23 protein-coding genes and 1 pseudogene are annotated in these 20,987 nt (G+C 69.9%); 16 read left to right on the plus strand and 8 right to left on the minus strand.

Annotated features, from left to right (window positions below):
- Window positions 1–409 (minus strand): annotated as a pseudogene (locus ACFQ4O_RS02755) (precorrin-3B synthase); the annotation flags it as partial.
- A 209-nt stretch (window positions 410–618) separates the two neighbouring features.
- Between ACFQ4O_RS02755 and ACFQ4O_RS02760 the strand changes: the two are divergent.
- Window positions 619–1,008 carry a hypothetical protein gene (locus ACFQ4O_RS02760; protein ID WP_378774113.1) on the plus strand — a complete coding sequence of 130 codons (390 nt, stop codon included), beginning with the start codon at window positions 619–621 and terminating at the stop codon, window positions 1,006–1,008.
- Window positions 1,009–1,149: 141 nt separating this feature from the next.
- On the opposite strand, the gene ACFQ4O_RS02765 is transcribed toward ACFQ4O_RS02760, so the two are convergent.
- From ACFQ4O_RS02765 to ACFQ4O_RS02775, 3 genes are all read right to left on the minus strand, one after another.
- On the minus strand, window positions 1,150–1,917 hold the full coding sequence (locus tag ACFQ4O_RS02765; RefSeq protein WP_378774114.1) for a TerC family protein: 768 nt from the start codon (window positions 1,915–1,917) through the stop codon (window positions 1,150–1,152).
- A gap of 162 nt (window positions 1,918–2,079) precedes the next feature.
- Window positions 2,080–2,502 carry a nucleoside-diphosphate kinase gene (ndk, locus tag ACFQ4O_RS02770; RefSeq protein ID WP_378774115.1) on the minus strand — a complete coding sequence of 141 codons (423 nt, stop codon included), beginning with the start codon at window positions 2,500–2,502 and terminating at the stop codon, window positions 2,080–2,082.
- Between the two features lie 87 nt (window positions 2,503–2,589).
- The gene (locus tag ACFQ4O_RS02775) at window positions 2,590–3,531 is read right to left on the minus strand and encodes a hydrogen peroxide-inducible genes activator (protein WP_378774116.1); all 942 of its coding nucleotides are present in this window, start codon (window positions 3,529–3,531) and stop codon (window positions 2,590–2,592) included.
- Between the two features lie 153 nt (window positions 3,532–3,684).
- Here ACFQ4O_RS02775 and katA point away from each other — a divergent pair, with 153 nt between their 5' ends.
- Window positions 3,685–5,181, plus strand: coding sequence for a catalase KatA (gene katA / locus ACFQ4O_RS02780; RefSeq protein WP_378774117.1), 1,497 nt, complete (start codon window positions 3,685–3,687; stop codon window positions 5,179–5,181).
- A gap of 193 nt (window positions 5,182–5,374) precedes the next feature.
- On the opposite strand, the gene ACFQ4O_RS02785 is transcribed toward katA, so the two are convergent.
- Window positions 5,375–6,052, minus strand: coding sequence for a glutathione S-transferase N-terminal domain-containing protein (locus tag ACFQ4O_RS02785; RefSeq protein ID WP_378774118.1), 678 nt, complete (start codon window positions 6,050–6,052; stop codon window positions 5,375–5,377).
- A gap of 84 nt (window positions 6,053–6,136) precedes the next feature.
- Here ACFQ4O_RS02785 and ACFQ4O_RS02790 point away from each other — a divergent pair, with 84 nt between their 5' ends.
- Entirely contained in the window at window positions 6,137–6,646 is a 510-nt protein-coding gene (locus ACFQ4O_RS02790) for a DinB family protein (RefSeq protein WP_378774119.1), read from the plus strand.
- A 25-nt stretch (window positions 6,647–6,671) separates the two neighbouring features.
- Here the strand turns inward: ACFQ4O_RS02790 and ACFQ4O_RS02795 are convergent, their stop codons facing one another.
- A complete protein-coding gene (locus ACFQ4O_RS02795) occupies window positions 6,672–7,673 on the minus strand; it encodes a Bug family tripartite tricarboxylate transporter substrate binding protein (RefSeq protein ID WP_378774120.1) in 1,002 nt (333 codons plus the stop codon).
- 122 nt (window positions 7,674–7,795) lie between these two features.
- The gene (locus ACFQ4O_RS02800; protein ID WP_378774121.1) at window positions 7,796–8,725 is read right to left on the minus strand and encodes a LysR family transcriptional regulator; all 930 of its coding nucleotides are present in this window, start codon (window positions 8,723–8,725) and stop codon (window positions 7,796–7,798) included.
- A gap of 175 nt (window positions 8,726–8,900) precedes the next feature.
- On the opposite strand from ACFQ4O_RS02800, the gene ACFQ4O_RS02805 reads away from it, so the two are divergent.
- Window positions 8,901–9,923 (plus strand): class 1 fructose-bisphosphatase, encoded by a 1,023-nt coding sequence (locus tag ACFQ4O_RS02805; RefSeq protein WP_378774122.1) that lies wholly within the window; start codon window positions 8,901–8,903, stop codon window positions 9,921–9,923.
- 21 nt (window positions 9,924–9,944) lie between these two features.
- Window positions 9,945–10,829, plus strand: a complete 885-nt coding sequence (locus ACFQ4O_RS02810; RefSeq protein ID WP_378774123.1) for a phosphoribulokinase — start codon at window positions 9,945–9,947, stop codon at window positions 10,827–10,829.
- Between the two features lie 7 nt (window positions 10,830–10,836).
- On the opposite strand, the gene guaD is transcribed toward ACFQ4O_RS02810, so the two are convergent.
- Complete coding sequence (gene guaD, locus ACFQ4O_RS02815) at window positions 10,837–12,186, minus strand: guanine deaminase (protein ID WP_378774124.1); 1,350 nt, start codon at window positions 12,184–12,186, stop codon at window positions 10,837–10,839.
- A gap of 484 nt (window positions 12,187–12,670) precedes the next feature.
- Here guaD and ACFQ4O_RS02820 point away from each other — a divergent pair, with 484 nt between their 5' ends.
- The 11 genes from ACFQ4O_RS02820 to napH all read left to right on the plus strand — a co-directional run bounded on the left by ACFQ4O_RS02820 (window position 12,671) and on the right by napH (window position 20,971).
- Window positions 12,671–13,525 carry a cytochrome c biogenesis CcdA family protein gene (locus tag ACFQ4O_RS02820; RefSeq protein ID WP_378774125.1) on the plus strand — a complete coding sequence of 285 codons (855 nt, stop codon included), beginning with the start codon at window positions 12,671–12,673 and terminating at the stop codon, window positions 13,523–13,525.
- 74 nt (window positions 13,526–13,599) lie between these two features.
- Window positions 13,600–14,832: a methylamine dehydrogenase (amicyanin) large subunit gene (gene mauB, locus ACFQ4O_RS02825; protein WP_378774126.1), complete on the plus strand. Its 1,233-nt coding sequence runs from the start codon at window positions 13,600–13,602 to the stop codon at window positions 14,830–14,832.
- Window positions 14,832–15,398, plus strand: coding sequence for a MauE/DoxX family redox-associated membrane protein (locus ACFQ4O_RS02830; protein ID WP_378774152.1), 567 nt, complete (start codon window positions 14,832–14,834; stop codon window positions 15,396–15,398). The genes mauB and ACFQ4O_RS02830 overlap by 1 nt, the downstream gene beginning before the upstream one ends.
- Before the next feature lie 5 nt (window positions 15,399–15,403).
- A complete protein-coding gene (gene mauD / locus ACFQ4O_RS02835) occupies window positions 15,404–16,021 on the plus strand; it encodes a methylamine dehydrogenase accessory protein MauD (protein ID WP_378774127.1) in 618 nt (205 codons plus the stop codon).
- Window positions 16,022–16,079: 58 nt separating this feature from the next.
- Window positions 16,080–16,640, plus strand: a complete 561-nt coding sequence (mauA, locus tag ACFQ4O_RS02840; RefSeq protein ID WP_378774128.1) for a methylamine dehydrogenase (amicyanin) small subunit — start codon at window positions 16,080–16,082, stop codon at window positions 16,638–16,640.
- A 74-nt stretch (window positions 16,641–16,714) separates the two neighbouring features.
- On the plus strand, window positions 16,715–17,074 hold the full coding sequence (locus tag ACFQ4O_RS02845; protein WP_378774129.1) for an amicyanin: 360 nt from the start codon (window positions 16,715–16,717) through the stop codon (window positions 17,072–17,074).
- Between the two features lie 30 nt (window positions 17,075–17,104).
- Complete coding sequence (locus ACFQ4O_RS02850) at window positions 17,105–17,986, plus strand: methylamine utilization protein MauJ (RefSeq protein WP_378774130.1); 882 nt, start codon at window positions 17,105–17,107, stop codon at window positions 17,984–17,986.
- A 42-nt stretch (window positions 17,987–18,028) separates the two neighbouring features.
- Window positions 18,029–19,084 carry a tryptophan tryptophylquinone biosynthesis enzyme MauG gene (mauG, locus tag ACFQ4O_RS02855; RefSeq protein ID WP_378774131.1) on the plus strand — a complete coding sequence of 352 codons (1,056 nt, stop codon included), beginning with the start codon at window positions 18,029–18,031 and terminating at the stop codon, window positions 19,082–19,084.
- Between the two features lie 14 nt (window positions 19,085–19,098).
- On the plus strand, window positions 19,099–19,431 hold the full coding sequence (locus tag ACFQ4O_RS02860; RefSeq protein WP_378774132.1) for a methylamine utilization protein MauL: 333 nt from the start codon (window positions 19,099–19,101) through the stop codon (window positions 19,429–19,431).
- A 17-nt stretch (window positions 19,432–19,448) separates the two neighbouring features.
- Window positions 19,449–20,111, plus strand: coding sequence for a ferredoxin-type protein NapG (gene napG / locus ACFQ4O_RS02865; RefSeq protein WP_378774133.1), 663 nt, complete (start codon window positions 19,449–19,451; stop codon window positions 20,109–20,111).
- Window positions 20,108–20,971 (plus strand): quinol dehydrogenase ferredoxin subunit NapH, encoded by an 864-nt coding sequence (gene napH / locus ACFQ4O_RS02870; RefSeq protein WP_378774134.1) that lies wholly within the window; start codon window positions 20,108–20,110, stop codon window positions 20,969–20,971. The genes napG and napH overlap by 4 nt, the downstream gene beginning before the upstream one ends.
- Window positions 20,972–20,987: the final 16 nt, after the last annotated feature.

The raw sequence follows: 20,987 nt of genomic DNA on the forward strand, positions 1-20,987 counted from the left end.
ATCTATCGAGCGCGAAGGCGAACTTGGGCGACAGGCCGCCGATCCAGTCCTGCCCGGTCAGCGCCCGGTCGAGCGCGTCGGCGAGCGCGCTCAGGTCCGCCGCCTCCGCCGGGTCGAGGCCCGCCAGCGGATCGAGCAGCACGTTGCGGCGCCGGTCGGCCGGGCCTTCCGCATAAAGGCCGATCGCGCCGAGCGCGGAGGCGAGCGCGCGGCCCGCGTCCGGCTTCAGGCCCCGGATCTGGAGATTGGCGCGGTTGGTGAGGTCGAGGACGCCGGAGCCGAGCTCCTCCGCGAGCTCCGCCACCCGCCGCGCCTGATCGGCGCGCAGCCGGCCTCCGGGCGCGCGCACGCGCGCCAGCCCGCCATCGGCCATTTCCGCAAGATGGGCGACGCCCGGACAGTCCGCCATGGGATGTGGTCGCGCGCCGGCGGAAGAAAGGCAAGCCTCGCGGCGCCGGGCTGGTCGGCCGGCGGTCCGCCATGCGGCTGTCGCCACGGAGGCTGTCCGACCCGACATAAGTCCTAGGTCGGCGGGAACCGGGGGCGTTCAGCGACGTTGTACGCCGCGAGGACGGCAAATTCGGTCGTCCGCCCCAAAGGTTTCAAGAGGTGCATGACATGGTCGACAGGAGAGCAAGCTCGCTCGCGCATGACGCCGGCGATCAGATCACGGCGCTGCGCGACACCATCGCTGATCTCAGCGATCGCGTGTCGTCGCTGGCGGCCGACCGCGCCCGCAGCGCCCGCAAGAGCGCCCGCGCCGCGGCGAAGTCGTTCAGCTCCAACTCCAACACGCTGTACGACGACGGCGTTGAGGCGCTGCACGACGTGGCCGACACCGCGGTCTATTACGGCCGCCGCGCCGGCCGCGTGGTGCAGAGCAACCCGGGCCTCTCGCTCGCCGGCCTCGCGCTCGGCATCGGCGTTGTCGCGGCTCTGGTCTACGCCACCCAGCGCGAGGAAGATCGCCGCTGGTACGAGCGTGGCGGCCGTCGCGGCTGGTTCTGAACGAACCCCGCTTCGATCGTCCGGTTCAGGGGCGGCGCTTCGGCGCCGCCCCTTTTTCGTGCCTGGTTTTTGACCACGAAAAAGGCGCGGCCCCGAAGGACCGCGCCGGATTGCGTTTGGCGAAGCGCTCTGGCGCGCTTCTCAGCTTTCGTCGCGCAGCGCGCCTTCGGTGGTGCGGTGGCGGCGACGCTTCAGCGTGAAGGCGATCAGCAGCACCACCACGGCGCCGGCGGCGGCGGCCGTGTAGTGCAGCCACTTCACGGCGGTCAGCGCGCCCGCATGCGCGGGATCGGCGATGACGAGGCCCGCGTTCAGGCCGTGCAGCCAGTTGGTGACGATGACGTCGCCGAGGATCATCTCGCCCGCGATCCAGCCGAGCAGGCCCGCGCCCAGCCACACCAGGAAGGGGAACTTCTGCAGCACCGCGCTGAGCAGGGTGGAGCCCGCGATGATCAGCGGAATGGTCAGCAGCAGGCCGAAGATGAACAGCTCCGGATGGCCCTTCGCGGCAGCGGCGATGGCCACCACGTTGTCGAGGCTCATCACCGCGTCGGCGATGGCGATGGTGCGCACCGCGCCCCAGAGATTGTCGCTCGCCTCCACGTCCGCGTGGTCGTCATGCTCGTCGGTGGCGAGCTTGACCGCGATCCAGATCAGCAGCAGGCCGCCCGCGAGCTTCAGGAACGGCACCCCGAGCAGGAACGTGACGAAGAAGGCGAAGAGGATCCGCAGCACCACCGCCGCGCCCGCGCCGAGCAGGATGCCCATCTTGCGCTGCTTCGGCGGCAGCTTGCGGCAGGCCAGCGCGATCAGAACGGCGTTGTCGCCGGACAGCAGCAGATCGATCCAGATGATCTGCAATAGGGAGATCCAGAAGCTTGGCTGATCGAAAGCGAAGCTGAATTCCATGCGTCGTCTCCCCCCGGCGGCCCGCGGCCGATCGACCGCAAGCTCGCGAACATGCGTTTGGTCGTGAGTAGGCCCGCGCCTGAGGGCGCGGGCCTATGCAACTATCGTATATGTGATCGAAAGAGGATCAAAGATCACGTTAACGTGATCTTAACGGCCATTTCAGCCGACGATCTCTTCGTCCTTGAAGAAGTAGGCGATCTCCTCCGCCGCGGTCTCCGGGGCGTCGGAGCCGTGCACGGAGTTGGCCTCGATCGACTCGGCCAGGTCCTTGCGGATGGTGCCTTCGGCGGCGTTGGCCGGGTTGGTGGCGCCCATGACCTCACGGTACTTGGCGACGGCGTTCTCGCCCTCGAGCACCTGCACCACCACCGGGCCGGAGATCATGAAGGAGACGAGGTCGTTGAAGAACGGGCGCTCCTTGTGGACGGCGTAGAAGCCTTCCGCCTGGTCCTTGGTCAGGTGCAGCCGCTTCTGGGCGACCACGCGCAGGCCGGCGGCCTCAATGTAGGACAGCACCTTGCCGGTGATGTTGCGGCGGGTCGCGTCCGGCTTGATGATGGAGAAGGTGCGCTCGAGAGCCATGGGTCTAGCCTTGTGGTCGGAAAGGGGCGGGCCTCGTCCGGACGACAGGCGCCCGCTCAGCCCGCGGAACGGCTGAAAACGCGCGGCTTATAGCGTGGCGCCCGCCGGCGCGGAAGGGCGTGCGGCCGGGTTTTGGCCGGGCGCGCGCATCAGACGGATGGTTTCGGCGAGCGTTCGGAACCCGTCCTTCGCCGGCGAGGTGCGGCGATAGGCGAGCGCGAGGGTGCGCAGGGGCTCCGGGCGCTCGAACCGCAGCAGCGTGACGCGGGGGTCGCCCTGCGCCTCGGACTCCACGAACAGCTGCGGCAGCAGGGTGATCCCCTGCCCGTTCGCCACCAGTTGCAGCAGCGTGGTGAGGCTGGTGGCGCCGAAGCTTTTCAGCCGCCGGGGATCGATGGTGCGGCAGACGGTGAGCGCCTGATCGCGGAAGCAGTGGCCATCCTCCAGCAGCAGCAGCTCGGAATCGTCCAGCACGTCGGCGCTGGCGCTTTCCCGCGCCGCGAGCGGGCCGTCGGAGGGCACGGCCAGCAGGAAGGCGTCGTCGAACAGGATCTCCGCCTCGATGTCGGGATGGTCCACGGGCAGGCTCATCACCACCGCGTCGAGATCGCCCGCCACAAGCTCCCGCACCAGCGCGGCGGTCTGGGTCTCCCGCAACGAGAGCTGCACCTCCGCATGCCGCTCGCGGATGGCCGGCAGCAGGCGCGGCAGGAGATAGGGCGCGATCGACGGAATCACGCCGAGCCGCACCGGTCCGCCGAGACGCGCGCCGCCGAGCCGCGCCCTCGCCTCCAGATCGCGCACGGCGGCGAGGATGGCGCCCGCCCGCTCCGCCACGTCCTGGCCAAGCTCGGTCAGCTTCACCCCGTCGCGCGCGCGCTCCACCAGCGGCGCGCCGAGCGCGGCCTCGAGCTCGCGGATCTGCATGGAGAGCGCCGGCTGGGTGACGGAGCAGGCCTCCGCCGCACGGCCGAAATGCCGGAGCCGGGCGAGGCGTTCGAAATACCGAAGCTGGCGGAGCGTGAGCATGACGATCAGATATTCTTATCTTAGAATGGATGCAATCTGATTTGCCCTGATGGGGGCGCCGCCCCATCCTCTGGCCCATCGACACCGCCCCGCCGTCAGGACGCGACCCATCGCGCGGTCTGCTCAAGAGGGCGTGAGAGCAAGGAGGCTTCCATGACCGATCGGATGACGACCTCGGCCGGCGCGCCAATCCCCGACAACCAGAATTCGGAGACCGCGGGCCCGCGCGGTCCGGTCCTGCTGCAGGACTATCAGCTGATCGAGAAGCTCGCGCATCAGAACCGCGAGCGCATTCCCGAGCGCGTGGTGCACGCCAAGGGCTGGGGCGCGCACGGCGTGCTGAAGATCACCGGCGACATCTCGAAATACACCAAGGCCAAGGCGCTGCAGCCGGGCGCGGAGACGCCGGCGCTGGCGCGGTTCTCCACCGTCGCCGGCGAGCTGGGCGCGGCCGACGCCGAGCGCGACGTGCGCGGTTTCGCGCTGAAGTTCTACACGCCCGAGGGCAACTGGGATCTCGTGGGCAACAACACCCCGGTGTTCTTCGTCCGCGATCCGCTGAAGTTCCCGGACTTCATCCACACCCAGAAGCGCCACCCGAAGACCAACATGCGCTCGCCCACCGCCATGTGGGACTTCTGGTCGCTGTCGCCGGAAAGCCTGCATCAGGTGACGATCCTGATGTCGGACCGCGGCATCCCGGTCGATCCGACCCACATGAACGGCTACGGCAGCCACACCTACGCGCTGTGGAACGACGCCGGCGAGCGCTACTGGGTGAAGTTCCACTTCAAGACCGAGCAGGGCCACCGCCACCACACCAATGAGGAGGCGGACCAGGTCATCGGCAAGACCCGCGAGAGCTATCAGGAAGCGCTCTACGGCAAGATCGACCGCGGCGAGTTCCCGCGCTGGAAGGTTCAGGTGCAGATCATGCCTGAGCTCGACGCCGAGAAGACATCCTACAACCCGTTCGACCTCACCAAGGTGTGGCCGCATGGCGAGTATCCGCCGATCGACATCGGCGTGCTGGAGCTGAACCGCAACCCGGAGAACTATTTCGCCGAGATCGAGAACGCCGCGTTCTCGCCGTCGAACATCGTTCCGGGCATCGGCTTCTCGCCGGACAAGATGCTGCAGGCCCGCATCTTCTCCTACGCCGACGCGCACCGGCACCGGCTCGGCACCCATTACGAGACGATCCCGGTGAACCAGCCCAAGTGCCCGGTGCACCACTACCACCGCGATGGGCAGATGAACGTGTTCGGCGGCGTCAAGACCGGCAATCCGGACGTCTATTACGAGCCGAATTCGTTCAACGGCCCGGTGGAGGACACGTCCGCGCAGGAGCCGCCGCTGCGGCTCTCGGGCGACGCCACGCGCTACAACCACCGCGACGGCAACGACGACTACGGGCAGGTGACGGCGCTGTTCAACCTGTTCGACGACGGCCAGAAGAACCGGCTGTTCGCCAACCTCGCCGCCGCCATGTCCGGCATCCCGGAGGAGATCGCCGAGCGCCAGCTCGCGCATTTCAAGCGGGTGCACCCGGATTACGAGGCCGGCGTCCGCAAGGCCCGCGCCACGCTCACCGGCCGCGAGCCTGCGATCTCGGTGACGCCCAACACCCCGCAGGAGGCCGCGGAGTAATCCGCCGCCGTTCCGCGGACGAACCGACGGCGGGCCGCTCTGGCCCGCCGTTTTTGTTTCGGGCTTGCGTCATGCCCGCGCCTTCGCGCGGGTATCCACGACTTTGTCCATTCGGGCGTCCGCCAAAGGGGAAGTCGTGGATGCCCGAGACAAGCTCGGGCATGACGTCAGTCTGCGCCCCCTTCGCCCGCCGTCAGCCCTTCGTCGCGGCGAGCGTCGGGCCGTAGCGCTCCTCGAGGCGCGCGAACCAGCCGGCGAGCTTGTCGTCGCCGTCGAGATAGTCCACCGCGCCGATCACCCGCGCCCACTGGAACAGGCCGGCGATCTGGAAGTCGACGAACAGCGGAGCTTCGCCGCCGAGGAACGGCTGGCCGCGCAGCGCGATCTTCAGCGGGGTCATGGCCTCGCGCGCAGCGGCGATCTTCGCCTCCGGCTCCGCCGCCACCTCTTCCAGCGGCTGGCGGAACATGCGCTCGCGCGAGGCGCGGAAATAGGCCTTGTTTTCGTCGTCCTGCGCGTCGTGGATCGCGAGCACCATGGCGCGCGACATCTTGCCGAGCAGATAGGACGCAAGCGCCGCGCCGAGCCCCTGCGTCAGCGCAAGGCCGCCCTCGCCCGCGAACAGCGGGTTCTCGGGGTGAAGCGCCTCAAGACGCCGGGCGATGGCGAGCGAGTCGCCAATGGTCTCGCCCCCGATCTCCAGCACCGGCACGGTCTTGAAGCCGCCGGCGATGGTCGGAATGTCGGTGAAGCGGGTCGCCGTGGTGGTGAAGGCGACGCCCTTGTGGGCCAGAGCCAGCTTGACGGCCCAGCAATAAGGGCTGATGCGTCGGCCGTCGGCCAGCGCGAGATCGTAGAGATGGGCGGTCACGGGCGTTTCCTCTCGTCGTGTTTTTTATGAGTTCGCGACGGCCTGAAACTGGCATGCCAGATCAATCGACGCGAGGACGAAAGCGTGCTCTCCCACTGGACGACCTTCGCCGCCTACAACGCTTGGGCCAATCGGCGGCTTTACGACGCCGTGGCGGCGCTGCCCGCGGACGACTTCGCGCGCGACGGCGGCGCGTTCTTCCGCTCGCTAAAGGGCACGCTCAATCATCTGGCGGTGACGGACGAGATCTGGCTCGACCGGCTGCGCGGCGGCTTCGAGCCTCCGCGGCGGCTGGACGACGTTCCCTATCCGGAGTTCGCGGCGCTCCGGAGCGTCCGCACCACGCTGGACGCGGCGCTTGAAGCCCATGTCGCGGAGCTGACGCCGGACGATCTCGACCGGGAGCTCCGTTTCCGCCGGCAGGCCTCGCCCGAACCGATCCGGCAGCGGGTCGGGCCGGCTCTGGCGCATCTGTTCAACCACCAGACCCATCACCGCGGTCAGGCGCATGCGCTTCTGACGCAGTTCGGCGGCCCGGAGGCCGGACCGCCGCTCGATCTGCTGCTCTATCTGCGGGAGACGGGCGCGGCCTGACGGGGGCTGCGCCCGCGCAAGGGCCTCAGTCGATCTGCGCGCCGGAATCGGCGACGATCGGCGCCCATTTGGCGAGTTCGGTCTTCACGAGATCGGCCAGCACCTGCGGGTCGGAGCCCACGATCTCTGCGCTGAAATCGGTCAGCTTCGACTTCACGCCCTCGTCCTGCAGCGCCTTGATGGCGGCGGCGTTCAGCTTCTCCACCGCCTCCGGCGGCGTGCCCGCCGGCGCGAACAGCGCGTTCCAGGAGTAGGTGTCGTAGCCCGGCAGCGTCTCGCCGATGGCCGGAAGATCGGGGAAGGTGGCGGTGCGCTTGGCGGTGGTGACGCCGAGCGCGCGCAGGCGGCCCATCTTGATGTGCTCGGTGGAGGACGGCATGTTGTCGAACTGCATCGGCACCTGGCCGGCGATCACGTCCACCAGCGCCGGGCCCGACCCCTTGTAGGGGATGTGGGCGATGTCGACGCCCGCGAGCTTCTTGAACAGCTCGCCCGACAGATGCAGCGGCGAGCCGTTGCCGGACGAGGCGTAGGAGTACTTGCCGGGCTCGGCCTTGGCGAGGTCGATCAGCTCCTGCACCGTCTTGGCCGGGAACTTCGGGTTCACCGTCAGCACGTTCGGCACGTTCACCAGCAGCGAGATCGGCGCGAAGTCCTTCACCGCGTCATAGGTGATCTTTTTATAAAGCGCGGGGTTGAGGGCGTGGGTCGCGACCGTGCCCATGAGGATGGTGTAGCCGTCGGGCGCGGCCTTCGCGACCACGCCCGCGCCGAGGTTGCCGCCGGCTCCGCCGCGGTTGTCCACGATCACCTGCTGGCCGAGGGTGTCGCCCATCTTGGAGGCGACGAGACGCGCCACCAGATCGGTGGAGCCGCCCGGCGCGAACGGGACGATCAGCGTGACGACGCGGGCCGGATACCCTTGCGCGATGGCGGGCTTCGGAAAGGCCCCGAGAGCGGCCGCCGCTGCGCCTGCGCCGGCGAGCGCGCCGAACCCGCGGCGGGTGATGGGGAGATCGTTCGACATCGACGGTTCCTTCCTGTTCGGGCGCTTGCAGCCTGCCAGTCGGCCCGTCGCGCCTCTCTGGCGAAACTGTGGCACGCCACGGCGGCCGGGTCGATACGGGACGGCCCCTGAGCCGGCCGGAATCAGAGCATGGATCGGGGCAGGAACTCGGCGCCGCGCTCGGACAGGAACGCGTTCATGGCGGCGGCCGGCGGCGTCAGGCGCTTTCCGGCGCGGCGCACCACGTACCACTGCCGCATGATCGGCAGGCCGACCACGTCGAGCATCACCAGCCGCCCCTGCGCCACCTCGGCCGCGACCGTGTGGGCGGAGATGAAGGCGAGGCCGAGCCCCGCGATCACCGCCTGCTTGATGGTCTCGTTGGAGCCGATCTCCATGCCGGCCTTGGGCTTCACGCCCTCCTCGCCGAACAGGCGCTCCATCAGGCCGCGGGTGCCCGACCCCTGCTCGCGCATCAGGAAGGTGTGGCCCGTCAGCGCCTGCGGCTGGAGCGGGCCGCGGCCGGCGAGCGGATGGTCCGGCGGCGCGATCACCACGTGGGGATGGTCGCCGATCACCACCTGCTCGGTCTCCAGATCTTCCGGCGGCCGGCCCATGATGGCGACGTCCACCGCGTCGGAGCGCAGCAGGGCGATCACCTCGGCGCGGTTGCCGATGGTGAGGCTCACGTCCACGTTGGGATGGGCGCGGGCGAACACGCCGAGCGCCATGGGCGCGAAATATTTGGCGGTGGAGATGATGGCGACGGCCACCCGGCCGCCGTCGAGCCCCTTCATCGCCTCCAGCGCCGCCACGCAGTCGCGCAGCGCGGCCTCGATGCGTGCGGCGGCGGCGGCCACCTCGCGGCCGGCGTCCGTCGGCCGGAACTTCTCGCCGGTGCGGTCCAGCAGCGTCAGCCCGAGCGCCGCCTCGAGAAGCTGCACCTGCATGGTCACGGCGGGCGGCGTCACCGACAGCCGGCGCGCGGCGGCGCTGACCGATCCGGTGTCGGCCACCTCCGCCAGAGCGCGGAGCTGCTTGAGGGTCAGGGAGCGGATCAAGCTTTCAGACATGCTGAAATCGACATTTAGGTTATTCGGGAAAGCTGAGCAATGAGATAAGACACGCGCGACGGCGGCGCGGCCGCCGCTTGACGCCGCCACGGGCGGCGCCGCACGAGAGGCGACGGGCGCGAACGCCCAGAAGCGGACGACCACAGGCCGCCGCCAGATCAGGGGAACGACGCCGGTGCCGGACAACACGACCCTCGACGCCTATCTCGCCGGCTGGGCCGGGACCGACGCCCGGCGCGCCGACGTCGCCCGCGTCATCACGCTCATGGTCGAATCCGGCGTGGTCATCGCCGACATCGTCGGCCGCGGCGCGCTTGAGGAGGCGATGGGCGCGCAGACCGACGCCACCAACGCCGGCGGCGACGCCCAGAAGGCGCTGGACGTGCGAACCCACGACATCGTGGTCGATCTGCTGAAGGATTCGCCCGTCGCTCGCGTCGGCTCGGAAGAGGCCGAGGACGAGGTGATCTTCGACGACGCGCGTCCGCTCGTCGTCGCCATGGACCCGCTGGACGGCTCGTCCAACATCGAAACCAACGTCTCCATCGGCACGCTGTTCGGCGTGCTGCCCAACACCGGCGCGGCCTCGTTCACGCAGCCCGGCCGCAATCAGCTCGCCGCCGGCTTCATCGTCTACGGCCCCGCCACCGCGCTGGTGCTGACGGTCGGCGCCGGAACCCACGTCTTCATGCTGGACCGCGCCTCGGGCGCCTTCGTGCGCACCCATGCGGACGTGACGATCCCCGCCCAGACCAAGGAATACGCCATCAACGCCTCGAACCAGCGGCACTGGGACGACGCGATGCAGGGCTATGTGGGCGACTGCCTCGCCGGCGCCGAAGGCCCGCGCGAGAAGAACTTCAACATGCGCTGGGTCGGCTCGCTGGTGGCGGACGTGTTCCGCATCCTGGTGCGCGGCGGCGTCTATCTCTATCCGGGCGACGCGCGCCAGGGCTACGCCTCGGGCCGGCTGCGGCTGACCTACGAGTGCAACCCGATCGCCTTCGTGTGCGAGCAGGCGGGCGGCGCGGCCACCGACGGCGTGCGGCCGATCCTCGACATCGAGCCCAAGTCGCTGCACGTGCGGTCGCCGCTGGTCTGCGGCTCCAAGGACGAGGTGGAGCGGATCGCCCAGTACTACGCCGAGCCGCCCACCCGCTCGCCGCTGTTCGCCAAGCGCGGCCTGTTCCTGGCCTGACGCCGTCGGATTCGGGGGCCCATGTCCGTCCGCCATCCCATCATCTCGGTCACGGGATCCTCCGGCGCGGGCACGACCTCCGTGCGCGCGACCTTCGAGCAGATCTTCCGGCGCGAGCGCATCACGCCGGCCTACATCCAGGGCGACGCCTTCCACCGCTACGACCGCGCCGAGATGAAGCGGCGCGTGCGCGCGGCCGCCAAGCGCGGCGACCATCATTTCAGTCACTTCGGCCCCGAAGCCAACATGCTGGATGAGCTGGAGGCGGTGCTCGGCCGCTACGGCGAACGCGGGGAAGGCCGCACCCGCTACTACGTCCACGACGCCGGCGAGGCGGAGCGCTTCGGCGCGCCGGTGGGCTCGTTCACGCCGTGGGAGGAGCTGCCGGCGCCGACCGACCTGCTGCTCTACGAGGGGCTGCACGGCGCGGTGATCGCGGACGGAGTGGACACCGCACGCTTCGCCGACCTGAAGATCGGCGTCGTGCCGGTGCTGAACCTCGAGTGGATCCAGAAGATCCACCGCGACAGCGGCCAGCGCGGCTACTCCAAGGACGACGTCACCCAGACGATCCTGCGGCGCATGCCGGACTACATCAACTACATCTGTCCGCAGTTCAGCGCGACCGACATCAACTTCCAGCGCATCCCCACCGTCGACACCTCGAACCCGTTCATCGCCCGGTCGATCCCGACGGCGGACGAGTCCATGGTGGTGATCCGCTTCCGCAAGCCGCGCGGCATCGACTTCCCCTATCTCCTGTCCATGGTGCCGAACAGCTTCATGTCGCGGGCGAACTGCATCGTCATTCCCGGCGGCAAGCTCGACCTCGCCATGCAGCTCATCCTGACGCCGATGATCATGGCGCTGATGGAGAAGCGGAAGCGGGCGCAGGCCGAGACCTGACGCCCCTTCACCCGTCGCGGTCGAAGACGGCTTCGCCGGCCACGTAAGTTGCGCGGACCAGCCGGTCGTCGGCGAGCGTCATGAGCGCGAACAGCAGCTCCTCCACGCTGTCGCACCAGCGCGCGCGGAAGGCGAGCAGCGGGGTGGCGGCGAGGTCGAGCACGCACAGGTCCGCCTCGTAGCCGACCGCGATCCGGCCGATGCGGTCCTCGACGCCGAGCGCCCGCGCGCCCCCGAGGGTGGCGAGGTGGAACGCCTGCGCCGCGGCGAGCCGCCGGCCGACGACAGCCGAGACCTTGCAGGCGTCGCCCATGGAGCGGAACGGCGACAGGCTGGTCCCCGCCCCCACGTCGCTGCCGAGCCCGACCCGCACCGGCCGGCGCGGGTCCACGGCGTCGAACAGGCGGAACAGGCCGCTGCCGAGGAACAGGTTCGAGCCCGGGCAATGGACCAGCGCCGCGTCGCAGGCGTGGCAACGGGCGAAGGCGTCCTCGTCCAGATGGATGGCGTGGCCGAACAGGGAGCGCGGCCCGGCGAGGCCGTGATGGGCGTAGACGTCGAGATAGTCCGCCCGCGCCGGGAACAGCTCCTTCACCCACGCGACCTCCGCCGCGCTTTCCGCCAGATGGGTCTGGAGACGGACGCCGGGGTTCTCGGCCAGCAGCGCGCCGGCGGCGTCGAGCTGGGCGTCGCTGCAGGCGGGCGCGAAGCGGGGCGTGACGGCGTAGCCGAGCCGCCCGCGGCCGTGCCAGCGTTCGATCAGCGCCCGGCTCTCCTCGTAGCCGCGCTCGGCGGTGTCGAGCAGGCCCTCGGGCGCGTTGCGGTCCATCATCACCTTGCCGGCGATCATGCGGGCGCCGAAGCGCTCGGCCTCGGCGAAGAAGGCGTCCGCCGAATGGGCGTGGACCGTGCCGTAGACCGCGGCCGTGGTGGTTCCGGCCGCGAACAGCGCGCGCAGGAACAGCGCCGCCACCTGCTCCGCATGGGCGCGGTCGGCGAACAACAGCTCGGTCGGGAAGGTGTAGCGCTCCAGCCAGCCCAGCAGGTCCGAGCCGAAGGCGCCGATTATCTGCGTCTGCGGGTAATGCACATGGGCGTCGACGAAGCCCGGCGTGATCAGCGCGTTCTCGAATCGCCGCGGCTCCACGCCCGCCGGCAGCGCCCTCCGGGTCGTCGCGTAAGCGCCGAAGGCCGTGATCCGGCCGTCCTCGATCACGATCAGGGCGTCGTCGTAATGCTCCAGACAGGCGGCGGACGGCGCCTGGAACGGATCGTCCCGCAATGACACGGTCGCGCCGCGCAGGGCCGTGACGCGGCCGCGCGGAGGGCCGCCATAAGACGTTGGGCGTTCGGTCATGGAGATCACGCCCATGGGGCCTGCGGCGTCGCGACGGTCGGCGCAACCCTATCCCGGCGCGGGGCCGATCGACCATGGCGAAAGCGCAGCGGGGCCGGAGGGCGAGCCCGGATCACGCCAGGCCGAGATGGATCCATTCTTCCGACGTCCCATGCGCCCCGGACGCCGATTCCCGCCCTTCGACCGTCCGGCTGATGCGAACGGCGGCCCCGCGCCGTCGCAGGCCTGCGGCACGCTGCGTCAAGCGGATCGGATCACCTCGCGCGCGCCACATCACGCTTATGTGACCACTCTGTGACCGGCGCAGAAATGAGCAATTCGCCTTCGAAATGCGCAGTTCGTGTGCTCAAAATGAGTTCAAGTGCGCGCCTGGCAGGCGCACATTCGATTGACCGGAATTTTTGTTTCTCCTATGGAAAGTCCAACAGCGCGCCGGAACACGGCGACGCCCGCGTCCCAGAACGCGATCTGACGGAGGAACGACATGGCTGCGATGGCGCCCACCGACGGCGAAACGATCCCGCTCGCCCCGACGACCAGCGAAAGCGTCGCCGACTGCACGGTGTTCCCGAAGGAGCAGTCCCGCTCCGTCCGCATCGCCGTGCTGGCCGGCGCCGGCGCGCTCGGCGTCGCGGCCCCGCTCGTCGCCGCCCCGGCGTTCTCCATCTCCGGCATGGCCTCGACCGTGCTCATCGCCATGGCGTTCGCGGGCGGGCTGCTGTCCACCTGGTCGCCCTGCGGCTATTCCAGTCTCTGCCTGCTGCGTCCGCACGGCCGCTATTCGGCCCGCGCGCTCGCCGGCTTCACGCCTGCGTTCGTGCTGCACGGCCTGGGCTACGCGCTCGGCGCCGTCATCCTCGGCGGGGCCCTCGGCGTCGCGGGCTCGCTTATCGGCTTTTCCGGCGCGACCGCCTGGGCGCTGGTCGGCCTCGGCGTCGCCGGCCTGATCTACGGCGCCCACCAGCTCGGCTTCCTGCGCGTGCCCTACCCGCAGCGCCGGGCGCAGGTGCCCCATGACGCGCGCCAGCGCTTCCCCATGTGGTTCATCGGCGCGCTCTACGGGCTGTCGCTCGGCCTGAACTACCTGACCTACGTCCAGACCCCGATCCTCTACCTCGTCACCGCCGCGGCCGCTCTCAGCGGCGAGGTGACGCTCGCGATCGCCCTGTTCGCGGTGTTCAACGCAGGCCGCTTCCTGCCCATGGCGGTAAACTACCTGCCGGTCAGCGACATCGCCGTCCAGAACTGGCTGGCCCGTCGCCAGGAAAGCGCCGCGACGCTCGACGGCGCCCTGCTGGTCGCCGGCGGCGCCGCGCTCCTGACTCTCGCCGCGCTGTAATCCGGCCCGGCGGGCGCTTCTCCCCGCCTCTTTCATCTCTGTTTTCGGTTCGCCGTCGCCTCAAGGAGGAAATGATGACGCACGCCTACACGCCTGCGCGGCAGGTGCTTCGCATGAGCGCCGCCCTGCTCGGCTCCGCGGCCTTCGCCGCCCTGCTGGCCGCAGGCCCCGTCGCCGCGGCCGAGAGCCACGGCGAAGCCGGCGCCAAGGCCGCCGCCGCCCATCTCGCCGCCGGCAAGGAGGACGATCCGGTCGTGCTCGAGGCCGCCCCGATCAACGCCCGCCGCGTCTATGTGAACGACCCCGCGCATTTCGCGTCGCTGACCCAGCAGTACGTCATCGACGGCGACACCGCCCGCGTCGTCGGCATGACCGACAGCGGCTTCCTGCCGAACCCGGTGGTCGCCAGCGACGGCTCGTTCTTCGGCCAGATCAGCACCACCTTCACCCGCATCTCGCGCGGCAAGCGCACCGACTACGTCGAGATCTTCGATCCCAAGACGTACAACCCGGTCGCCGACATCGAGCTGCCGAACGCGCCGCGCTTCCTCGTCGGCACCTATCCGTGGATGACCGCGCTCACGCCGAACAACAAGTCGATGCTGTTCTACCAGTTCTCGCCGTCGCCGGCGGTGGGCGTGGTCGATCTCGCGGGCAAAAAGTTCAGCCGCTCGATCTCCGTGCCGGACTGCTACCACGTGTTCCCGGTCACCGATGAGACCTTCTTCATGCACTGCCGCGACGGCAGCCTGCTGAAGGTCGCCATGGGCAAGGACGGCAAGGACGAGACCTCCAAGACCGAAGTCTTCCGCAAAGAGAACGAGTATCTGATCAATCATCCGGCCTATTCGCCGAAGAACGGCCGTCTGGTGTGGCCGACCTACACCGGCAAGATCTTCCAGGCCGACCTGTCGTCGGGCGACGCCAAGTTCCTGCCCGCGATCGAGGCCTTCACGGATGAGGAGCGCAAGGCGGGCTGGGCGCCCGGCGGCTGGCAGCAGGTGGCCTATCACCGCGCGAGCGAGCGCATCTTCCTGCTCGGCGACCAGCGCGCCCAGTGGAAGCACAAGGCCCCGAGCCGCTTCGTGTTCGTGATCGACGCCAAGACCGGCAAGCGGATCAAGAAGATCGAGTTCGGCCGCGACATCGACTCCGTCGGCGTGAGCCAGGACGCCAAGCCCCAGCTCTACGGGCTCTCGACCGGCGAGAAGACGCTGTTCATCTACGATCCGGAGACCGGCAAGGAGACCGCCGCGGTCAACCAGCTCGGCCACGGCCCGCAGGTGATCACCACCGCGGACATGTGATCGCCATGTCCCTGATCGCCGAGCCGCTCGTCACGACCTTCGTTCGGTCGTTCCTGATCCTGCTCTTCGCCGGCGCGGCGATCTCCAAGCTGCGCCGTACGGAAGAGTTCTTCGGGGTGGTCCGCAATTTCCGGATCATGCCCGAGCGGCTCGCCCGTCCCGTCGCCGCCGCGCTGCCCTTCGTGGAGCTCGCGACGGCGGCAGGCCTCGCGGTTCCGGCGGTTGCTCCCTACGCCGCCGGGACCGCGAGCGGCCTGCTGATCGTGTTCGGCCTCGCCATCGGGGCGAACGTGGTCCGCGGGCGCACGGCGATCGACTGCGGGTGCTTCCGCAACGGCCTGAAGCAGCCCCTGAGCTGGTGGCTCGTGGGCCGCAACGCGGGCCTCGCGCTCGCGGCGGCGGGCCTCGCCGTCGCGCTGCCGCTGGCGCGGCCGGCCGCGCCCATCGAGATCGCCGTCGGCGTCGTCGCGGCGGCGCTCGCGATGCTCCTCTACTTCAGCGCGTCGATGCTCGGCGGCCTCTCCGCCGGCGCCCGACGCTCCCCCTCCCTCACCTCGAAAGGATGAAGGCGATGACGACGCAGTTTCTTATCGCATCGAACGTCCTGCTCTGGCTGGCTTTCATCGGCGTCGCCGTCGTCATGCTCGGGCTTCTCCGCCAGATCGGACTGCTGCACGAACGCTCCTCGCCCATGGGCGCCATGATCACCGATCACGGCCCGGACATCGGCGACGCGGCCCCGACCTTCGACCTGCCCGACCATCAGGGCGCGACCGTCCGCATCGGCGGCGCGAGCGCCGCCGGCCGCGCGACGCTGCTGATGTTCACCGCGCCCACCTGCCCGGTCTGCGACAAGCTGTTCCCGATCATCAAGTCGATCGCCAAGGCCGAGAAGGTGTCGGTGATCATGATCAGCGACGGCCAGCCGGACGAGCACCAGCGCTTCCTGGAGAAGCACGAGCTCGGCGAGATCCGCTACGTGGTGTCGGCCGAGGTCGGCATGGCCTTCCAGGTCGGCAAGATCCCCTACGGCGTCCTGCTCGACGCCGACGGCGTCATCCGCGCCAAGGGCCTCACCAACACCCGCGAGCATCTCGAAAGCCTCCTCGAGGCCGACAAGAGCGGCTTCGCCTCGATCCAGCAGTTCATGACCGCCCGGAAGCACGCCCACGGCGCCCACGCGGCCTGATCCCGCGGGCTTCACGGTCCACACGCTCAAGAAAACCCAACGGAAGATGGGGGAAACGATGCTCGGAAAGTCCCAGTTCGACGACCTGTTCGAAAAGCTCACCCGCAGGGTCGCGGGCCGCACCAGCCGCCGCAGCTTCATCGGCCGCGTCGGCACCGCGGTGGCGGGCGCCGCCCTCGTGCCGCTGCTGCCGGTGGATCGCCGCGGCCGCGTCAGCCGCGCCAACGCCGCCGAAAGCGCCGGCGATCCGCGCGGCAAGTGGACCCCGCAGGACAACGACATCCAGGCCTGCGACTACTGGCGCCACTGCTCGATCGACGGCAACATCTGCGACTGCTCCGGCGGTTCGCTCACCAACTGCCCCCCCGGCACCAAGCTCGCGTCGAGCTCCTGGGTGGCGAGCTGCTACAACCCGACCGACAAGCAGACCTACCTGATCTCGTACCGCGACTGCTGCGGCCAGAACGTCTCGGGCCGTTGCGCGTGCCTGAACACCGAAGGCGAGCTGCCGGTCTACCGGCCGGAGTTCGGCAACGACATCATCTGGTGCTTCGGCGCCGAAGATGACGCCATGACCTACCACTGCACGATCTCCCCGATCGTCGGCAAGGCGAGCTGATCGCCGGCCGGCCCGCGGCCTCACGCGCCGCGGGCCACCCGGCGACGCCCCCCTCTCATCCCGGAGTGACCCCCATGCGTTCCCTCATCCTCGCGGCCGTCCTCGCCGTCGCCCCGCTCGGCGCAGCGCTCGCCGCCGACCCGATCGAAGTCGTCTCGGAAGCGCCCTCGGGCGGCGTCGAGGTCAAGATCGCCAAGATGAAGTTCCAGACCCCCGAGGTGAAGGTGAAGGCCGGCGAGACCGTGACCTGGACCAACACCGAGGCCCTGCCGCACAACGTCCATTTCAAGCCGGGCGCCGGTCTGGAGAAGGACGTCGAAGGCCCGATGCTGCGCGCGAACCAGACCTTCACGGTCAAGTTCAACACGGCCGGAACCTACAACTACATCTGCACCCCGCACCCGTTCATGACCGGCAAGGTCGTCGTCGAGTGACGCGCGCCTGACAGGCGAAAGGGCTGAGTGATGTGGATTCCCTACGATCTGATGGGGGCGCTCAAGGCCGAGACGCCGGCGCCCTCCGTCGAGGCGTCGAAGGCGGACCGCGCGCCGCGCGACATCGTCATCGGCTTCTTCGTGCGCAATCCCGTCACCCAGACCTGGGAGATCGACGTCCGGGCCGAAGCGGTGAACCGGGTCTATTTCCGCGACGTGCAGGGCATGCCGGCCGAGATCGCCTTCTACGGCGACGAGTCCGGCAAGCTGAACGAGATCATCTACCGGGTGCAGGGCGGCGATCCGTTCGCCGCCCTCGCCGCCTGCCGGCGTGACGTGGACGAGCGGCTCGCCCGCTGGGCGCTCGAACTCGGCCGGGGCATGGCGCTCGCCGGCTGGCGCGTGGCGGACCCCCGCCACGGCGCGCGCTGGCGCTGCACCCCGTTCCGCCCGAGCGCGCTCGACATCGACCTCGACGCGGTCGAGCACGTGCCGGACGATCTCAGGCCCTTCATCCGGTTGTACCAGCGGGCGCGCAACGCCTCGGACTCCGCCTGGCGGCTCCTGAACGCCACCGCGATCCTGCGCCCTTGGCGCGAGGGCCGCGCGCCGTTCGCCGCCGCCGCCGCGAGGGCCGGCCGCGCGGTGACCTTCGACATGCTGGTGCATTCCGGCGCCGTCTCAGCCTTCGCCGACCTCAGGGACCGCCCGCTGACCGAGCTCGCCGACCGGGCCCAGGCCCTCAGCGACCGTGTCAGGAGCGATCTCGATCGGCCGGACGCCACCGTGGACGACGAGGAGGCCCGCGCCCGGCTCGCCCCCATGGCGAGCCTCGCCGATCTGGCCGCGCGCGAGGTGCTGCTCGCCGAGATCGCCCGCCGGCAGGGCGAGGCCATGGCGCTCGCGTCCTGACGGCACGCGCGTGAGACGCAAAGAAAGCGAGTTGGGAATCTGATGTTGGGACACCGCGTTCTGGCCGTCTGGAGCGTCCTCGTCTGCGCCGCCGCCTATGCGGTGACGGCGGGCGTCGGCGCTGCGCCGGAGCCGGCCGGTCAGCCCGCGCCGGCCGACCTCGCGGCGCTCAAGCCCAAGTTCCGGCGCCCGGACGCGACGCCGTTTCCGAAGGCCAATCCCCATTCCCCGGAGAAGGAGGCGCTCGGCAAGGCGCTGTTCTTCGATCCGCGCCTGTCGCGCTCGGGCAGCGTCTCCTGCGGGACCTGCCACAATCCGAGCCTCGGCTGGACCGACGGCCTGCCCAAGGCGGTGGGCTTCGGCATGGCGACGCTGCATCGCCGCACGCCGCCGGTGCGCAACCTCGCCTGGGGCGCAGCCTTCCAGTGGGACGGCCGCGCCGACAGCCTGGAGGCGCAGGCGCGCATGCCGATCACCGCGCCCGATGAGATGAACATGACCATGGACCTCGTGGTCGAGCGCCTGAAGGCGGTCGCGGGCTATGGACCGCTGTTCGCGGACGCCTTCGGCGGCGACGACCCGATCAGCGCTCGCAACGTCACCGCCGCGCTCGCCACCTACCAGCGCACGCTGGTCTCGGGCGAGGCGCCGTTCGACCGCTGGATCGCGGGCGACGAGACCGCCATCGCGCCCGACGCCAAGAGCGGTTTCGCGCTGTTCAACGGCAAGGCCGGCTGCGTCGCCTGCCATGCGGGCTGGCGCTTCACCGACGACAGCTTCCACGACATCGGCCTGAGGGCGAGCGAGGACCGCGGCCGCGGCAAGTTCGCGCCGCCAAGCGTGGTCGCCATGCAGAACGCGTTCAAGACGCCGTCGCTGCGCGACCTGCGTATGCAGGGCCCCTACATGCATGACGGCCAGATCGGCAGCCTCGCCGACGTCGTCGAGCACTACGCCAAGGGCGGAGAGAAGCGGCCGAGCCTGTCCTTCGAGATGAAGCCCCTCGATCTCAGCGACAGCGAACGCCGCCAGCTCATCGCCTTCCTCGAAACGCTGAAGGCGGAGGCGGCACCGGTCGCCCTGCCCACGCTTCCCTGACGAGACCCCGCCTCATGGCCTCCCCCCTGCTTCGCCGCGTCCTCACCGCCTGCCTCGTCGCCGTCGCGGCGCCGGCGGCCGCGGCCGAATACGAGATTCCGATCCACCACACCGAGGTGCTGGACACCGGCGTGAAGCCGAAGCTCGGCGACACGCTGGCCTTCGTGAACCACGCGGACATCGCCCACAATCTCTACCTCACCTACGAGGACGGCACGGTGGAGACGCTGGACACCCAGCCGCCCCGCACCACCAAGCGCACCACGCTGAAGCACGCCGGCCATGTGATCGTGCGCTGCTGGATCCATCCGATCATCCGCATGGAGTTCGACGTGGCGGCGAACTGAGGGCGAAGGAGACGGCCATGGCCGACAGCAAGGCGCCGTCGCGGCGCGACATGCTCACCGGCGCCGCCAAGGCGGCCGGCGTGGCGTGCCTCGCCGGCCTCGCGCTGACGGCCTACGTGGAATCCGCCCGGGACGCGGAGGCGAAGGCGCTGCGCCCGCCCGGCGCCCGGCCGGAGAACGAGTTCCTCGCGGCCTGCGTGCGCTGCGGCCTGTGCGTGCGGGCCTGCCCGTTCGACACGCTGCGGCTCGCCGAACTTGGCGATCCGGCGGCGCTCGGCACGCCGTTCTTCATCGCGCGCGAGACGCCCTGCTACATGTGCAAGGACGCGCCCTGCGCCAAAGCCTGCCCCACCGGCGCGCTCGACCGCGACCTGCCGAGCATCCGCAAGGCGGACATGGGCGTCGCGGTGCTCGTCGGGCAGGAGACCTGCCTCAATTACAAGGGCATGACCTGCAGCATCTGCCACCGGGTCTGCCCCATCTCCGACGAGGCGATCACCCTCGAATGGCAGACGCACCGCGGCCGGCGGATGCTGATCCCCGTGGTCCACTCCAAGACCTGCACCGGCTGCGGCACCTGCGAGAAACACTGCGTGGTGGACCGGGCCGCGATCCGCGTCCTGCCGCGCGAGCTCGGCCTCGGCGGCCGGGGCCGAAACCCGGCCGGGCGGCCGGCATGAAGGGCTTTTCCTTCACCGCGTCCGCGCGGGCCGAGGGCGTGGCGGCCAAGGGCTGGCTCCGGGGCCACAAGTGGTGGCTGCTGCGCCGGGCGACCCAGATCACCGCGCTCGGCGTGTTCATGGCGGGGCCCCTCGCCGGCCTGTGGCTGGTGCGGGGCAACTTCGCCTCGAGCGAGCTTCTGGGCGTCGTGCCGCTCGCCGACCCGTTCATCTTCGTCCAGTCCGTGGTGGCGGGAACCGCGCCCATCGGGGTGGCCATGCTCGGCGCGGGGCTGATCGCGCTGTTCTACGCGCTGGTGGGCGGCCGGGCCTATTGCGGCTGGATCTGTCCGGTCAACATCGTGACCGACACGGCGCACTGGCTGCGGGAGAAGCTCGGCATCACCCGAGACCGCAAGCTCGACCGCCGCACGCGGCACTGGGTGCTCGGCGGCGCGCTGCTCGCCTCGCTCGCCACCGGCACCATCGCCTGGGAGTTCGTGAACCCGGTCAGCACACTCCAGCGCGGGCTGATCTTCGGCCTCGGCGCGGGCTGGACCATCGTCGCCGCCGTGTTCCTGCTCGATCTGCTGATCACCCGGCGGGGCTGGTGCGGCCATCTCTGCCCGGTCGGCGCCTTCTACGGCCTCATCGGCAGGGCGAGCGTCACGCGCGTCGCGGCCGAGCGGCGCGGCGACTGCACCAATTGCGGCGCCTGCTTCAACGTGTGCACCGAGCCGCACGTCATCACCCCGGCCCTCAAGGGCAAAGGCACGACGCTGATTCTGTCCGGCGACTGCGTGAACTGCGGAAGCTGCATCGACGCCTGCCCGGTGGACGTGTTCGAGATGACGTCGCGGCTGCGCCGGGAGGCGCGCTGACGGGACAGAAGCGCCC

This window comes from Methylopila musalis (assembly GCF_042679725.1).
Classification (GTDB): Bacteria; Pseudomonadota; Alphaproteobacteria; order Rhizobiales; family Methylopilaceae; genus Methylopila; species Methylopila musalis.

Excerpts from the sequence above, each read along its gene's own strand:
- ACFQ4O_RS02760 (WP_378774113.1), top strand. The coding sequence starts at position 619 with ATGGTCGACAGGAGAGCAAGCTCGCTCGCGCATGACGCCGGCGATCAG.
- ACFQ4O_RS02765 (WP_378774114.1), bottom strand. The coding sequence starts at position 1,917 with ATGGAATTCAGCTTCGCTTTCGATCAGCCAAGCTTCTGGATCTCCCTA.
- ndk (WP_378774115.1), bottom strand. The coding sequence starts at position 2,502 with ATGGCTCTCGAGCGCACCTTCTCCATCATCAAGCCGGACGCGACCCGC.
- ACFQ4O_RS02775 (WP_378774116.1), bottom strand. The coding sequence starts at position 3,531 with ATGCTCACGCTCCGCCAGCTTCGGTATTTCGAACGCCTCGCCCGGCTC.
- katA (WP_378774117.1), top strand. The coding sequence starts at position 3,685 with ATGACCGATCGGATGACGACCTCGGCCGGCGCGCCAATCCCCGACAAC.
- ACFQ4O_RS02795 (WP_378774120.1), bottom strand. The coding sequence starts at position 7,673 with ATGTCGAACGATCTCCCCATCACCCGCCGCGGGTTCGGCGCGCTCGCC.
- ACFQ4O_RS02800 (WP_378774121.1), bottom strand. The coding sequence starts at position 8,725 with ATGTCTGAAAGCTTGATCCGCTCCCTGACCCTCAAGCAGCTCCGCGCT.
- ACFQ4O_RS02810 (WP_378774123.1), top strand. The coding sequence starts at position 9,945 with ATGTCCGTCCGCCATCCCATCATCTCGGTCACGGGATCCTCCGGCGCG.
- guaD (WP_378774124.1), bottom strand. The coding sequence starts at position 12,186 with ATGACCGAACGCCCAACGTCTTATGGCGGCCCTCCGCGCGGCCGCGTC.
- ACFQ4O_RS02820 (WP_378774125.1), top strand. The coding sequence starts at position 12,671 with ATGGCTGCGATGGCGCCCACCGACGGCGAAACGATCCCGCTCGCCCCG.
- mauB (WP_378774126.1), top strand. The coding sequence starts at position 13,600 with ATGACGCACGCCTACACGCCTGCGCGGCAGGTGCTTCGCATGAGCGCC.
- mauD (WP_378774127.1), top strand. The coding sequence starts at position 15,404 with ATGACGACGCAGTTTCTTATCGCATCGAACGTCCTGCTCTGGCTGGCT.
- mauA (WP_378774128.1), top strand. The coding sequence starts at position 16,080 with ATGCTCGGAAAGTCCCAGTTCGACGACCTGTTCGAAAAGCTCACCCGC.
- ACFQ4O_RS02845 (WP_378774129.1), top strand. The coding sequence starts at position 16,715 with ATGCGTTCCCTCATCCTCGCGGCCGTCCTCGCCGTCGCCCCGCTCGGC.
- ACFQ4O_RS02850 (WP_378774130.1), top strand. The coding sequence starts at position 17,105 with ATGTGGATTCCCTACGATCTGATGGGGGCGCTCAAGGCCGAGACGCCG.
- mauG (WP_378774131.1), top strand. The coding sequence starts at position 18,029 with ATGTTGGGACACCGCGTTCTGGCCGTCTGGAGCGTCCTCGTCTGCGCC.
- ACFQ4O_RS02860 (WP_378774132.1), top strand. The coding sequence starts at position 19,099 with ATGGCCTCCCCCCTGCTTCGCCGCGTCCTCACCGCCTGCCTCGTCGCC.
- napG (WP_378774133.1), top strand. The coding sequence starts at position 19,449 with ATGGCCGACAGCAAGGCGCCGTCGCGGCGCGACATGCTCACCGGCGCC.
- napH (WP_378774134.1), top strand. The coding sequence starts at position 20,108 with ATGAAGGGCTTTTCCTTCACCGCGTCCGCGCGGGCCGAGGGCGTGGCG.